General features: G+C 37.1%; 13 protein-coding genes. 1 reads left to right on the forward strand and 12 read right to left on the reverse strand.

All coding sequences use genetic code 11. The annotated features are described in order from the left end of the window. Positions 1-98 precede the first annotated feature (98 nt). The 4 genes from metF to AC4BB5_RS14735 form a co-directional block, all read right to left on the reverse strand. Positions 99-962: a methylenetetrahydrofolate reductase [NAD(P)H] gene (metF, locus tag AC4BB5_RS14720; protein WP_490456850.1), complete on the reverse strand. Its 864-nt coding sequence runs from the start codon at positions 960-962 to the stop codon at positions 99-101. Further along, positions 963-3,227, reverse strand: coding sequence for a 5-methyltetrahydropteroyltriglutamate--homocysteine S-methyltransferase (gene metE, locus AC4BB5_RS14725; protein WP_490456851.1), 2,265 nt, complete (start codon positions 3,225-3,227; stop codon positions 963-965). It lies immediately after the preceding gene. A gap of 167 nt (positions 3,228-3,394) precedes the next feature. Next, positions 3,395-4,120: an epoxyqueuosine reductase QueH gene (locus tag AC4BB5_RS14730; RefSeq protein WP_490456852.1), complete on the reverse strand. Its 726-nt coding sequence runs from the start codon at positions 4,118-4,120 to the stop codon at positions 3,395-3,397. Between the two features lie 39 nt (positions 4,121-4,159). Next, positions 4,160-5,077 (reverse strand): L-lactate dehydrogenase, encoded by a 918-nt coding sequence (locus AC4BB5_RS14735; protein WP_490456853.1) that lies wholly within the window; start codon positions 5,075-5,077, stop codon positions 4,160-4,162. Positions 5,078-5,246: 169 nt separating this feature from the next. Here AC4BB5_RS14735 and AC4BB5_RS14740 point away from each other — a divergent pair, with 169 nt between their 5' ends. After that, positions 5,247-5,822, forward strand: a complete 576-nt coding sequence (locus AC4BB5_RS14740) for an NADPH-dependent F420 reductase (RefSeq protein WP_490456854.1) — start codon at positions 5,247-5,249, stop codon at positions 5,820-5,822. Positions 5,823-5,924: 102 nt separating this feature from the next. Here AC4BB5_RS14740 and AC4BB5_RS14745 read toward each other — a convergent pair whose 3' ends face one another. The 8 genes from AC4BB5_RS14745 to AC4BB5_RS14780 all read right to left on the reverse strand — a co-directional run bounded on the left by AC4BB5_RS14745 (position 5,925) and on the right by AC4BB5_RS14780 (position 15,826). Beyond that, positions 5,925-7,223, reverse strand: a complete 1,299-nt coding sequence (locus tag AC4BB5_RS14745) for a hemolysin family protein (protein WP_490456855.1) — start codon at positions 7,221-7,223, stop codon at positions 5,925-5,927. 379 nt (positions 7,224-7,602) lie between these two features. Then, a complete protein-coding gene (gene lepB, locus AC4BB5_RS14750; RefSeq protein ID WP_490456856.1) occupies positions 7,603-8,097 on the reverse strand; it encodes a signal peptidase I in 495 nt (164 codons plus the stop codon). A gap of 147 nt (positions 8,098-8,244) precedes the next feature. Then, positions 8,245-8,913, reverse strand: a complete 669-nt coding sequence (locus tag AC4BB5_RS14755) for a hypothetical protein (RefSeq protein WP_490456857.1) — start codon at positions 8,911-8,913, stop codon at positions 8,245-8,247. Between the two features lie 22 nt (positions 8,914-8,935). Beyond that, positions 8,936-10,084: a WxLIP family cell surface protein gene (locus AC4BB5_RS14760; RefSeq protein WP_490456858.1), complete on the reverse strand. Its 1,149-nt coding sequence runs from the start codon at positions 10,082-10,084 to the stop codon at positions 8,936-8,938. Between the two features lie 88 nt (positions 10,085-10,172). Further along, positions 10,173-10,958 carry a WxL domain-containing protein gene (locus tag AC4BB5_RS14765; RefSeq protein ID WP_490456859.1) on the reverse strand — a complete coding sequence of 262 codons (786 nt, stop codon included), beginning with the start codon at positions 10,956-10,958 and terminating at the stop codon, positions 10,173-10,175. Positions 10,959-10,989: 31 nt separating this feature from the next. Next, positions 10,990-11,796, reverse strand: a complete 807-nt coding sequence (locus AC4BB5_RS14770; RefSeq protein WP_490456860.1) for a WxL domain-containing protein — start codon at positions 11,794-11,796, stop codon at positions 10,990-10,992. Then, the gene (locus AC4BB5_RS14775) at positions 11,793-12,119 is read right to left on the reverse strand and encodes an LPXTG cell wall anchor domain-containing protein (RefSeq protein ID WP_490456861.1); all 327 of its coding nucleotides are present in this window, start codon (positions 12,117-12,119) and stop codon (positions 11,793-11,795) included. Before AC4BB5_RS14775 ends, AC4BB5_RS14770 begins: the two co-directional genes overlap by 4 nt. Before the next feature lie 14 nt (positions 12,120-12,133). Beyond that, complete coding sequence (locus tag AC4BB5_RS14780) at positions 12,134-15,826, reverse strand: pectate lyase-like adhesive domain-containing protein (protein ID WP_490456862.1); 3,693 nt, start codon at positions 15,824-15,826, stop codon at positions 12,134-12,136. Between the last annotated feature and the right edge of the window lie 58 nt (positions 15,827-15,884).

Genomic DNA, 15,884 nt, shown 5'->3' on the forward strand with positions numbered 1-15,884 from the left:
TCGAGCTCTAACTCAAAATAAAAGTCATCCAAAAAGTAGCTAAATTAGAAATAAAATTTTCCATTTTAGACCTTCTATCTCAATTTTATATTTTTTAGCTATGCATTAAATAAACTACGTGTTGCTTCTCTAATTTTTTGTGCTACATAAGGATTGTTCATCGTATACAAATGAATACCATCAGCCCCTTGAGCAACCAAATCGACAATTTGATTGATTGCATAAGCAATCCCAGCGTCCCGAATCGCTTCTGGGTTGTGCTCATAACGTTCCATCATTTTTAAAAACTTTGTTGGCAAGGTTACATTAGACATCTTTACCATACGCTCAATCTGCTTTTTATTCACTACAGGCATGATGCCCGCTTGGATCGGTACATTGATATTAGCGATATCACACTTCTCTTTAAATGTATAGAAATAATTATTGTCAAAAAACAATTGGGTGATTAATTGATTTGTGCCTGAGTCAACTTTTCTTTTCAGGTTCTTAATATCTTCAACTGAGCTTATTGCATCACCGTGTGTTTCGGGATAACAAGCACCAATGATGTTAAAATCTCCTTGTTCTTGAATAAAAGCGACTAGATCATTCGCATAAGAGAAATCTTTTTTTGGTTCCTTATCTGGTAGAATATCTCCTCTTAAAGCCAAAATATTTTCTACTTTTTTTTGTTTTAGCTCTTCTAAAATAACAATGATCTCATCTTTTGAGAAATTTACCGCTGGTAAGTGTGCTACACTTGGCAGAAACTGTTCATCTTGAATTTTTTGAGCAATATCTGCTGTACTTAAATTCGCTCCAGTTCCTCCCGCCCCTAAAGTCACACTGATAAAATCAGGTTGCTGCCCTTTCAAACGATCCAATGTATGATAAATCGTATCGATAGGAGCTGTTCTTCTAGGCGGAAAAATTTCATAAGAAAAGACAGTCTTTTCTTTGAACAAGGTATCTGTTCTCATTTACACCCCTCCACGCACCTTTTTTGCTGCCAGTGCTAAGTTTTTGAGACTTGCTTCAGTTTCTGGTACTCCTCGTGTTTTCAAACCACAATCAGGGTTGACCCAGACTTTTTCGATGGGTAATTTTTTCAAAATATTGTGAATTGTTTGTTCGATTTCTTCTACCGATGGGACACGTGGTGAATGAATGTCATAAACACCTGGTCCAACTTGAGTTTGAAAATCAATTGCTTTTAAAGCATCCAAAATATCTAAATTAGAACGAGATGCTTCAAATGATATAACATCAGCATCCATGTTATCGATATCTTGAATAATATCTGCAAATTCGCTATAACACATATGTGTATGAATTTGAGTTGTAGGCTGTACTTTACTATGGACAAGGCGGAAAGCTGGTATTGCCCAATCCAAGTACTCAGAATGCCAGTCAGTTTGACGCAGTGGCAATTTTTCGCGCAAAGCTGCTTCGTCAATTTGAATAATTTCAATTCCGTTAGCTTCTAAGTCTAAAACTTCTTCTTGGATAGCCAATGCCAACTGAAGTGTGGATTCTCTTAAACTAATATCTTCACGAGGAAATGACCAGTTTAAAATCGTTACAGGACCCGTTAACATTCCTTTCATTGGTTTGTTCGTCAAAGTTTGGGCATATTTAGAGTATGCCACTGTAATTGGTTTTGAACGTGATATATCTCCCCAAATAATTGGTGGTTTTACACAACGAGTCCCGTATGATTGAACCCAGGCTTTTTCAGTAAACAAATACCCCTCTAAGCTCTCTCCAAAATATTCCACCATATCATTACGTTCAAATTCACCATGAACTAAAACATCTAAGCCAATATCTTCTTGAAACGCAACGCATTCAGCTATTTTTTCTTTGTTAAATGCCGTATATTCTTGTTCATTGATCTCACCCTTTTTAAATTTCGCACGATTTTGCTTAACTTCTTTTGTCTGTGGAAAAGAACCAATCGTAGTCGTTGGTAAAATCGGTAAGTTTAATTTTTCTTTTTGGATAGCTGCGCGTTCAGCTAAGACTGGTAAACGGATAAAATCTTCCTCAGTCAATGCCGCAACATGTTTCGCGACGTGCTCGTTCCTAGAAAAACGCTCTTGCTTGAATAACGCTTTATTCGAACTCAATAAGTCGTTGTTCTCATTTTTATCTGCAACTATTTTCTTTAAATCATTTAATTCAGCTATTTTTTCTACAGCAAAAGCAAAATAATTGATCACTTCGTTAGGTAATGCTGCTTCGTTGGCTAATGTAAATGGCACATGCAGTAATGAACATGATGTATTTAACACAACATGGTCAACAGCTCGAAGTTTTTCAAGTAATGTTAATGTTTCTTGATAATTATTTTTCCAGATGTTTTTCCCATTTACAATTCCTGCAAAAAGTACTTTTTCTTTTGGAAAGCCATATTTTTCAAGTAAACTTAATGTTTTTCTACCTTCAATGAAATCCAACCCAATACCATCAAAAGGCAGATCAACTAATTCTTGATAAGTATCTCGAACGTCTCCGAAATAGGTTTGTGCCAAGACCTTTAAATTTCCTTTTTCAACTAATAGTTTTTGATATAAAGTTGTAAATTGTTGAACTTCAGCTGGAGATAAATCTAAAACTAAAGCTGGTTCATCGATTTGAAGCCATTCACAGCCAAGTTCAGTGAGCTTATCAAAGATTTGAGCATAGGCTATGATCGCTGCTTCATAAAAATCTTCTGCACGTTTGTTTCCATGATACGTAGCTAATTTCAATAAAGTAAATGGACCTAATATCGTAGGACGAGTAATAATTCCGTATTCTTTTGCTTCATTAAATGTTGTGAAAATGTTATCTCCAACAAGTCTAAGTTCCGTGCTATCATCGATTTCAGGGACCATATAATGATAATTAGTATTGAACCACTTTTTCATGGCTAATGCTGTAACATCTCCAGCTTCTCCTTGATACCCTCTGGCTAAGGCAAAATAAGTTTCTAGAGGTGGTAATTTTAACGCTTGGTATTTAGTAGGTACAATATTCAATAAAACAGCGGCATCCAAAGTTGTATCAAAAAAAGAAAAGTCACCACTTGGGATAAAATCGATTCCCTGATCAACTAATAACTGCCAATGTTTTTTTCGCAGTTCTTTTCCATTTGCTTCTAATTCTTCCGAGGTGATTTCTTTTCTAAAATACTTCTCTGTTGCAAATTTTAATTCTCTCAATTCTCCCACTCTTGGGAACCCGATAATTGATGTCTTCATACTTTTCCTCCTCCAATAAGGTATTTCAACTACTGTACCACGAGAAACAAATATAGGATAACACTTAATTACTATCATTATATATAGTTTAAAACTATACATAATCGTAATAAAATTTTCAAAAAAAAAGAGGATAACTTCCTAACTCCAGAAATCATCCTCTTCTTCTATTTTTCTTGATTCAGTAAAAATTCCTTTGCTTCTTTGTTCACTGTTTTTAAATCAACACCTTGCTTCGTCGCCGCAAACATACACCCACAATAACATTGGCGATACACATCATATTCCTTACACAGTTCGATCGAACGCTTATAGCCATTATTTTTCTTAAAATCACTTGGTAAATAATTCGTTGCATAAAACTTCTGAATATCGATTCCGATCTCATTAATCAGTTGACTATTTTTCTTTGGCGATAACGTTAATGCACTTCCAAAATAATCATAACCTAGTTCCTGTGCTTTTTCCGCAACAATATCTAAACGCATTTGGAAACAAGCAGAACAGCGCTTCCCACCTTCTGGTTCTTCAGTCAATTCTTTTTCCTGTACCATTTGAATAAATCTATTGGGTTCATACGGTGCAGCTAAGAATTTAACTTGATTCTTTGTCTGCCTATTAAAGTCTTCTACAAATTTCTGCTGCACGATTTCTCGACGCTGATATTCTGCTTTTGGATGAATATTGGAGTTTGCAAAAAAAATCGTAACATCCGCATATTGTGTTAGGTATTCAAGTGAATAGGTACTACAAGGTGCACAACAGCTATGTAGTAAAATAGTTGGACGAATGGCTGTTTTTTCCCACTCAGCAATCACTCTTTGTAATACTCGATCATAATTGATTTTTTGATTTGGAGACATCTTCTCCGTTATTTCTGTTAAGTTTATCAATGAATTGCCTCCAGATTTAATAAAATGATATGCCGTATTTCACAGCTTAAACGGTAACTTAGCTAATCCATTTTTGATGATCTCAATGGAACTATTTAGAGAATCGCTTTCTTTTTCAGTCAGCGGGCAATCGACAAATGATTCTATGCCACTTTTTCCAATCACAACTGGTTGCCCATAATAAACATCTGCTTGTTTATTATATGCTGAAACAGGCACTATCGTTTTTGAATCATTAAAAATCATTCGGATGATCCTAGAGGCGCATGTTGCAATTCCATAGCTTGTATACCCTTTCCCAGCAAAAGCATTCCAACCACCTGCCCGAACAGCTTCATCTAGCTCTTCTAAATCAAGTTCATTGTTCCACTCTAAAAGAGCACGGTCACCAACAGTCACTGTCGACCAAGCAACAAATTGAGAGTCCCCATGTTCACCATAGACATAACCGCCCACATTACGACTATCAATTGATACGTTACGACTCACTGCTTGTTTCATTCGTGCGGTATCCAGCATCGTACCTGTTCCAAACACTCTACTAGTATCGAATCCTGTTAACTTTTGCATATAAGTTGCAATCACATCACATGGATTTGTAATTGTTAAGATAATACCAGAAAAGCCAGATTGTTTGATTTTCGGTGCTACTTCTTCTACGATTTTACTTGTGATTTCAAGTTCTTTAAAACGGTCCCCATCATCACCCAACGCACTGATTTGACCTGCACAAAAAACAACTATCGACGCATCTTTTAATGCTTGATAGTCTTGAATAATAATTTTGGTCTTGCCTATTGAAAAGACTTCCGCATCCAATAAATCATATTCTTCTGATATAGCTAGATTCTCATTTTTATCGATCAAAACAAGTTCATCCACTACATTTTCTGAGACCAAAGTATACGCAAGTGTTGCACCAACATGTCCCAATCCAATGATTCCTACTTTACGCATTCGAACACTCCCTATTCCGCTTTTTTCTTAATCCTAGCTGAATAATCGGTTTCCGTCAATATTATTTGAACTACATTCAAAAGAACAAATTTTTTCACTTATTTTTAGTAAGTGTTATAATAAATTTATAGATCAATTCTATAACTAAAAATGTAAGGGAGTTTTTCAAATGGCAACTATTAGTATCTTTGGTAAAGGAAATATGGGAACATCCATTGGTAACAATTTTAAAGATGCCGGTAACGACGTAACCTACATCACAAAAGATAGTCTAGTGAATCAATTAGGAGATATTGTTGTTTTAGCTGTTCCTTATCCAGCTGTTGCAACTATTTTGGATTTTTACAAAAACTTATTATCAGATAAAATCGTAATTGATATTACTAATCCTGTTGATTTTGACACATTTGATGATCTAGTTGTACCAGCCAATAGTTCTGCTGCAGCAGAAATTGCAAAAAAATTACCTAACTCGATAGTTATCAAGGCTTTTAATACAACTTTTGCGGCTACCTTAGCTAGTAAAAAAGTTGCTGGCGAACATCAAACAACTGTTTTAATCGCATCAGATGATCAACAATCAAAAGATCAACTGATCAATGTACTAGATGGTAGTGGCCTAGCTGTTATAGATGCAGGTTCATTAAAACGCGCACGAGAACTTGAAGCAATGGGCTTTTTGCAAATTTCCTTAGCTTCTGCTGAAAAAATCAGTTGGGCTGGTGGATTTGCTATCTTTAAATAATAACTTCTATCGTTACAGGTTATTGGATTCTATAAAAAAGTAAAATGAGGTTGGGATGTAACCCTACGAGTTACATCCCAACCTCATTTTACTTTTATCTTTTTATTCAGCCGATTTTATCACTTTGAAGTAGTCGATGTGTGCATGCTCATAATCCATAACTTCAAAAGTAAAAACATCGATCTTGATTTGATCGCCTACCATGATTTGATTGTTCTTTTGCTCGACAATAAAGCCAGCTAATGTAGACATTTCAGAAGCTTCAAACATTGGAACTTTCACTTTAAAATAACGTTCAAAATCATCAAGCGTAATTTTCCCAGAAACGATATACGTATTATCCGATTTTTTAGCGATCAAAGCATCCTCTAAGTCTGTTTCATCTCGGATATCTCCTACCAATTCTTCTAGAATATCTTCGATCGTAACCATTCCTGTAGTTCCACCATATTCATCTTTTAAAATCGCAATATGTTTTCTTTCTTTTCGCATCATGGTTAGCAAACTTTTGATTGGGATAGTAGCTAAAGCAATGATTGGCTCTTCTACTAATTCACTGACTTTTCTTTGATCGTTGATAAATGACTCCTTGATCAAAGATGGTAATGTGACATACCCTAAGACATTGTCTTTGGATTCTTCAATTACTGGATAGCGTGTATGTCCACGCTTTAACGAATGTTTGATTGCTTGTTGCACTGTTTCATCTGCTTCAAATACTTCCATCGAAGTTCGGTCGACTTGAATTTCTTTGGCAAGAGTATCATCGAATTCAAAAACATTTTCCATATAGTGATATTCTTCCTTCGTTAATTCACCTTTTTTGTATGAATCAACAGCAACAAATAACAGCTCTTCTTGTGTTAACGTTTCTTCCCCTTCAGACACTAATTTTATTCCTAATAATTTTCCAAGTTTTGCTGCTGAATGGTTCAATAGCCAAATAAAGGGATACATTACCTTATAAAAATAGTGCAACGGTTTAACAATAGCTAACACAACTTTCTCAGTTTGAGCAATACTGTAGCTTTTCGGTAATAATTCTCCTACAACCACATCCACATACGTTACAATAGCAAAACCTAAAATAACTGAGATCGTACGGCTCAGTGCAGCACTGATGGGTAAATTTCCTATAAGCGGATGAAGTAGTGTCGCTACCGATCCTTCGCCAACCCACCCAATGATCAGTCCTGTTAACGTAATCCCTAATTGACTAGCAGATAGATAGGCATCTAAATGATGAGTCACATGAATCGCCAGTTCTGCATTTTTGACATTATCTTTTTTTAATTGCTCTAATCTAGACATACGAATTTTCACTAAAGCAAATTCACTGGCTACAAAAAAGGCCGTAATCGCAATCATTAAAAATAATATGAAAAAATTTATCGCAAGCATATTTTACACCTCATTTTCTTCTATCTATTTATTATACTTGTCCTTTTGAAATAGAGCGAATAGGAACTATTGAAATTAAAAAGTATGCTTGCGACAAATCTACTTATTTACTCCTGAGATTAATCATCGTACGAAAAAATCTACACTAATCATTAGGTCTAAAAACCTAGATATCAAAATAAATTGTTTCTAGTAAGAAGAATTGCTACTTCTGTTCTTTTTCAAGAGAGTCTTCTGAAAATGGAAGATGTACACCGGCCTTCTTATGTCGTAGGTTTATCTATTTGAGACATTTTTAGGCAAAACGTATTCTGACTAATTTTAATTTTTTATCAAATTAGATTAGTATTTTTTAATCACATATTTTATATCGACTAGTTTAAAATGACTTAACTTCGTTAAAAGGAAAAATCTGAGCAGTCACTTTTCCAAAAATATTTTTTTTTGCTACTAAACCATAATGTCGACTGTCTGTCGCATAAGGTCGATTGTCTCCTAATACAAAGTAATAATCCTTTGGAATTACTACTGCCTTTTTCACAAAATCCTCCGTGTAGTTACGGCCATTTTTTTGACTTTCATTGATAGCTGCCACCAAAAACTTCTCATCCACGGGCTGATCATTAACGTATAAAGTATCCGCCATATAACGAATCGTTTCCCCCGGCAAACCAATTATACGTCGAACTTGTGGAGTTCCTCCCCCCAAGGTAAAACTCGCCAAATCAAATCGACGCAACTTACTATTTTTTTGAATTAATACCTTATCGCCTTCTCGCAATGTTGGTACCATACTAAAACCGCGTACCGTTAAGAATGTTACGAATGCTAAACTGAGCCCCACAGCCAAAATACTTCCTCCTGCCAAAGCCAAAAACAACTCCTTAAGGAACCGACTCCGCTGTTTGCGTCGTCTCTTTTTCTTTGAAGTAATTGATTTTTTTTTGCCCTGCCTAAATTTAGCCGCAGGCTTTTGCGACATTCGAGATGACTGTATCTTCTTCAAAGCTTCTCACTCCGCTTATTTTTCTTCTGAAAAGGCTGATTCATCGACCTTATAATAGGTGAAAGCGGCTTTTTCGTATGTTTGTACCTTCTTGATGTCCGCTAAAAAACTATCGACCACTTGGGCATTACCATAGAAGTTTTTGGTTTGGGTACTTGCGTTCATCCCTACCTGTTTGATCGCATTATAATAACGATTCAACGTCAGCTGGCCTTCCTCAGAATTGGTTATACTAGCCGTTTTAGTGCCGTAACTAGCCATCGCTGTAGCTAGATAGCGGATGTTTTTCTGCAACTTTTCTTCCTCTTCACCTTTCTCTTTGGCAATTATTAGCTGTTGCTCAAAATCGCGTAAAAGATAATAACCTTTCACTACAGAATCTGAATCATTCGTCGTCAGGTTCATCGTTTGATAATAAGAAAGATAGCCTGCTACTCCACCAAATACACCAGTCACAAGCAACAGGATCAAGCACTGTCGAATAGTCTTTTTTCTCTTTTTTATAAGCATCTGGCGTTTACGTGCCATTGCTCGTCGTTTTTTCTTGTTTTTGATTCGTCTTCCTGACACTCTTCTGATCTGTTTCCCTACTCGTAAGACCTGTCCAAAAAAATAGCCTGACCCCAGGAGTGCAACGATCGTTAATGCAACACCTATAACGAAAATCCAATCTACGATAGACACTCACTTCAGCTCCTATACTCTACTAATTCTTTGGTTTTTCTTGCTTATTATTTTTATTCCCTTTTGCTTGATTTTTCTTTTGTTGCCGCACTTTCTTAACTGCAGCTTCTTTCTCTTGCTTCTTCTTTCTAAAAGAACGAAGAATAAAAAAGAGAATGAAAATGCATACAAGAAAAATGCCCGCAATCAATAAGATCAAATTCCAGTCTAAGCCTTTTTTTTGAACTAAACCTACATCTCTCTCATTGAATTTACTGGCGTCTTTGTCTGTAATTTTAAAGGCTTGTTTCCAGGCCCATTTTTTATCCCCAGAAGTGACAAGAATATCTGCATCATAGTCTCCTGAAACCATTCGTTCACCATTCATGCTTACAGGAAAATTAATAAAGGAATTCGGAGCCATCCGCATAGCTGTTTGTTTTCGTTCATACAACACTGTCTCTTTTCCCTTTTCAGTAATTTGTACCTCGATAGTCATATTGTCTAAATACGCAGCCATAACATTGGAGAAATTAATAAAGATTGCATTACGATAATTGCTTTGCCCAGCTTTCACACTGTTTAATGACAAATCTGGCGCTATCTTCTTTTCTGTTTCTTGCAAAACTACTCCGATAACGTATGCATATTGATTAATAATTTTTGACCCACCACTATTGGTTGTTGCTTCGTCTTGTCCAACACGCATTAATTGTATACCACCTGCGATTACACCATCGTAGGTGGTTTCCGGCATTTCAACCGTCAATTCCAGATTTTTAGTTTCTCCTGGTAACAATTCAACCGACTCCGGTCCTTTCACAAGATCGGTAAAATTAAATTTCAATGAAGCATCATTTTTAATCGTGGACTCACCATATTCAATCACACCGTTTTGATTCGTTTTTGCACCGTTTAATTTCACATCAACCTTAACTTTTTTTGTGCTTGGATTGCTTAACGCAATGTTTAATTGTTGGTGCTGACCAGCAGTCATATTTAATTTAAAATAGCCAATTTCTTTGTCTACCTGATTATCTGGAAAAATAATACTATAGGTAAACCCTGTTGCACCTGCTGGATTCTCTTCCTCAGCATGGCCGAAAGCAGGTTGACAAAAGAGTAGGAGCCCTGCGAGTAAACTACAAAAGAGTAGGGTATGCTTCCATGTAAAAGTAATATATGTTTTCATAATTAACCTCGTTTATTCTAAAGTATTTTTCTATGTACACATGCCAACAAGAATTCCTTGTTGGCATGAAAAAAGCTAATAGAACGACTTATTCTGCTGCAGTGATTTTCCAAGTTACTGTTGCTGTATAATCTGTCGCTGCCATATTTGAAGCTGTTACTGCTGGCACTGTCAATTTCACAGAGTTAGCATCTGTACTTTTTTCTCCTACAGATGAATCTTTACTTTGACCAAATTCCATAATGTAACGGCCTTTCCCTTCTTTTTTATCTTTATCTGCCTTTACAACTGGTTGTGCATCATCAGGTGCTTCTGTCAAGTGGAATGCAGTATTCGCAATTGATGGTACAATATTTTCATTATCTCCTTGTGCAGCCATAATTCCGTTAGTAAAATCGATTGTTGATCCTTTTAGTACATTTGTTCCTGTACTATCTGCAAACTGTTTTGTTAATTGAGCGGTTACGCTGTACCCGTATGTCCCTCCAGAACGAACATCTGCCCATTGCATATAAGCACCACGAGTTTTTGCCCCACTTTCAAAGCTCATTGGTTTAGCAAAACTTGTTACGGCATTGGCTGATGTTTGGATTGTTCCAAAATCTAAATCTGTTGTTTTTTCAATTACTAGCGAACCTGTATCTTTATTTGTATTTTCGCCTGGACCCTCTGGATCAGGATCTGGCAATAGTTTGTTTGGATCTTCTGGATCCACTGTACCCGTGTCTCCACCACCGGCTGTTCCTTCTTCAACTTTTACAGTCCCTTTTGAATCTAATTCTGTTGGTGCAGCAAAGGCTGGTGAAGCAGTTCCTAATACCGTTACTCCTAAAATTGCTACTAATGTTGTTGCACAAAGACTTCTTGCTTTCATAGTTTTTTTCCTCCTAATAGTGTGTAATTTATTAAGGCAACTTGGCTAAAATCCAAGTTATCTCCGTTTGATATTCGACCGGATGTATCACCGTTGTTTTCGGTACGGTCAAGGTGATCGCTGAATTACTATAGACTGGTTTATTGTAAGTTTGGTCTATGATCGGCTCGCCTGAAGTGTCTAGCACCGGGTTCAAGGTAGGGGTCTGATTGTTCTTATTGGTATCTGAAGCACCGAAAGCGATAGTCCAAACCCCTTTCCCACTCCCAGTTTTGGCGATTGCGACTTCATAAGCTGAACCGATAGAATTCAAGGCGATTGTTTCACGTGTCACTGTTGGTGCTTCACTCGTACTGTTTGAGCTCGCCCAGCCTTTATCTAAAGAAAGAACGGCTCCTTTGAGTTCTTGTTCTCCTGCTTCTTGAATGATAGTGTTAGTAAACTGCTTCTCTTGCTTAATCTGCAAAGTCCAACCTGATGAGTTAGCTTGTTGATCTGTGATCTGGATATAACTACCTCTTGGTCCAGTATCTCCGAAAAACTGTTGGGCTAGCGCTTTGTATTCACGGCTCTCTTTACTGATCTTACTTTCACCAAAATCAAGTGCTGACACATAATCTATCCGCAACGGCCCTTTAGTAGACGGTCCTTGTCCTGGATCAATCACATTTCCTGGATTTTCAGGGTCGATCGGATTGGTCACTACGCTTCCTTTTACAGAAACGGCGTCAGGTTCATCTAACAGATTTGGAGCTGCATGTGCGGTCAAACCGTTGGTACTGATGAAGAACAATAAACCGGCGGTTATGAGCCAAAAAGGTATACGTATAACTCTCACTTCTGTTCCTCCTTTCTACGTTTCCGTAAAAAGAACACAAGGACTATCAAGAAAATCAAAACGCCTCCAACTAAGCCATACTTTTGTATCTGTTCTCCAGTATTTGGAAGAGGCTTTCCACTTGGTTTGCTTGGTGTCTCTGAAAGAGGTTCTCTGTCAGTAGGAATGTCGGATTCAGCCGATTCTTCATAAAATGAAATTTTGCCATTCGTGCTGACTTGACCACCGATTCCTTCACTCGCTAGGACAATGGGGCCTATATACACAGTGCCCAGCCAAAAAATCAGAGAGCAGCAGAACAAGATGATTCGCGTTGGTTTCATTTTCCTCTCTCCTTTTATGGTTGTCCTGTCATTACTTTCCACGTAATGACACCAACATAATCTCCGGTATATACAGTATCCGAGGAGTTGATTTGAAGTTTGATTCCGTCTGTATTGGCAGTGGTTCCCCACTCATTGCTGATAACATAACTACCTGAGACTCCTTTAGCATTGGTATAAACGACTTGCGCATTTTGATTTAGGATTGTTTCTTTCCCTTGATTCACATAACGCAAGGCATTGACCAGCTCCTGCCCACTATTGTTACGCATTGGTGTTGACAAAGAAGCAGTCATCCGCCAACCATTGGTTGCATCAACCCGTGTATCCGTCACGACCAATTGATTGTCAAAGTGTGGATCATCCACTCGCTTAGTCGTTGCATTGTAAGTTAATGTTCCAAAATCCAATACACTTGGAACTGAGGTTAGACTTAGTACGCCTTGTAGTTTGTACTGTACAGTGACAGTAGTATTATCAATTTTCACTGCGGTTTCATTTATTGGACGTTTAGCGATTTCATATCCTGCCGCTGTCACATTTCCCACTTGGGTTTTAACCGCTTCATTTTCCATTAAATTCACCGTATTCCCTACTTGCGTATTAATCGTTACTGTATAACCTGGAAGTACTTGGTTCGATTCATTCACAAATTCTACCTTTAATACCGCGTCCACATCGACAACCGTTACATTGATTATTGTAGAAATATCTGTTGGTAGGCCTGAATCTGCTGCTTTCACAGTCAAGGTCACAGGATATGCTTTCGGTTGAATATTTGCGATATCATTCAATCCACCAAAATCAGTAACGGTCACAAATGAACTAAGATCTTTTTTTTGCCCATCGACAAGTTTATACGCCGTTGGTTTACTCTGCATAAGGATATAGCTTTTTAATTGGTCGGCAGATAAATTGCGAATATCAATATACGGTGCATCAAAATCAGAACCCTCAATTACTTCTTTTGCTTCGTTAACAGTCAGCGTTGATGTAATTGTCGTCGTATTACCCGCTTCATCAAATAGATCAACTTTTACTATATGTTCGCCTATTTGACTCATAAAACCATCAACCATTGATTGTGGTGTTTCTGCGTTGAATGCGTACGTAAAATTCTGTGGTGCTGGATTCGAATCAATCGGATTTTTAACAAATTTTTCTGGCATTGGTGTTGAATCATTCAATGCAACATGATAATTAACAGTTTCTCCTTCTGGTGCTGTTTTATCTGCAACGGTTTGAATCATATAACTGTCTTTACCATTTAGCCAAGCGTACGCTTTTATTTTCTGACCAGCTCTTAACACTACACTTTTTGGTACTTCAAATGTAAACTTCCCATTACTGTCAGCAATCGTATGGAATTTGCGTGTATCCCCTTCTACGGGAGATGTAATGGTAGGTGTTGTCAATAATACGTCTGTACTTGGATCATTTTCATCAGTTACAAGATAAAAGAGCATATAAGCACCATTATTGACTACTCCAGTGAGTTTTTGCCCACTTTCTAGTGTTCTATTATCGCTAGGCTTATCAAACCCTACGACAACATCTGGGATGTAGTCGTAAACAACTCTTGAAAATCTTTCAGTTCGATAATTATCTAAAAAACTTTTCTGAATAGCATTAGTAACACTATTTCCCGCTACGCTTGTAGTATTGATACCATTGTATTTGATTGACATACCATACATTGGCATCCAATTGAAAGTCGGTGTTATTTGATTAAAATCTTCTTTACTCCAAGCAGAAACCTCTTGAATATCGGCTGTAAACGTACCTGGATTAGTCATATTAATTAGATTAGCACTCGTATTTTTGCGTGCATCTAAATCAATTTTTTGAGCATTTGAGAATTGGAAGATAGCATTGCTTCCAAAGTCCAGCATGTTTCTTACACCAGTACCATCAGTTATCACTGACTCAAATATCCCCTTATCGCCGATAATAAATGATGACCCGCTTCCTCCATAAATCATTGAACTTTTAGAGGCTCCTTCGTTAGTAGAAACAAACTTGGCAGCACCTTGATCACTTACTTTAAATTTTGAACCTGTTGAAAGATCCAAAAGGCGACCTGTTCCTCCATTTTTATTCAAGACAAGTTTTCCTTTTTCAGCTACATCAAATTGAGCGTCTTGTCCCATGGAAATAACCGGTGCACCAGCGGTCATTTGATTAGCATTAATGGTCATCTCTGCACTATTTCCCACATCAATTGCAGAATTTTGTTGAAGCATAAAGCCTGCACGAGAACCAGTAGTGCTGATTGGCCCATTGATATCTACAGTGAATTTACTATTGTCCGCAAGATGAATACCTGTGATCCATTTTGATGTTGTTGACTGATATCCTAAACGTATAGGCACACGTGTAGTTCCATCCGCTGTTTCGACATTTAGATTAGCATTTTTCCCAACATCGATTTTTCCATTTCGTTGAACACTAATAACAGACGGTATATTTCCTCCAGATGTTTGCCAAGAGTTAGTTTCTCCTGTATTCCCCAACGTACGAATCGTGGCAGTAGCATTATCTTCTAATGTCAAAGACGGTTGAATCGTTGCCACAGTATCATAGTTAGAATACCAACTACCTAGAATTACTCCATCACCATTTTCTACTTCAATCGTTGTATCTGTATTAGAGGCAAAAACAAGTGTATGTGACTCTAATCCAGATTGATTTTTGTCTGCCATAGTACGTACTGTCCCGTCATAAGAAGTGTATTGAGTCCCTTTAGATTTAATCACATTCTTTCCTTCAAAACGCAGAACAGCTTGGAAAGAGGCAGTCACTTGTGCTCCAGTATAATTCATATTTCGATACGTGATACTCGAACCATAAGCATTTCGATCCCACATTGTTATAGGACCGTAATAGTGTCCACCGTACATATCAACGTTATCAACTACTGCTTTGTGCACAATAGATGTATTTGTTCCCCATCTATATGAATATCCAATAAAATCTAGTGAATAGCCATTTCCTAGTAATACATAGTTTGGACGGTTGTCCGAAAGATTTCGGTCTGATCTATTCGTTGCTGTATTTGTCATAGAGTTTTGGACATCAATGATCGTTACCGTATTGCTCATCAACGCAGCATCTAATTGACTCCAATCAGTTACCTTTGTGACATTTCCAATATAAACAATAACTTCACTACTCAACTCACTGCCTGTTCCAGACACATTCGCTGGCACTGTTAATGTTAAATGAAATTCTTGTAAATCATTGGAATTAACTGTATCAAGTCCATTCAAGTCAGATATTTGAATTTTATCTGTCACATCAACAACTGATCCTCCAGATATCCCATACGCTTTTGCGCCAGAATCATTTAGAATCATTTGTTTGATTGCTGCTGTATCGCCATTATATCCTTGGATATCCATCATTGTTTTTGCTATATTCTTAACAACTATTCCTGTTCCATCTGCTGTAAGTTCATACGCTTCGTTATTCGTCATTTTTGGTGGAATTACCTCTGAAATAGCATGTCCTGAGTCTTGCGTACCTTTAATCCCCTTAAATACATCTAAATCAGATTCATTCGTCGTTGTAGACAATTCCTTACTAGGCTCAACTGCGCTCAACTGGGTAGACTCTTCTGCTTTTATAAATGGTGTATCACTATACAGATAAATACTTGCTGTCGCAATCAAACCCACAAGTAAAAATATAATTTGTTTTCTTTTCATTTTATTCCTCCTCTCTTCCATGACATGATTATTCCTCTAAAAATAAATTCACCCCCTT

It is taken from the genome of Enterococcus sp. AMC1252 (genome assembly GCF_058216515.1).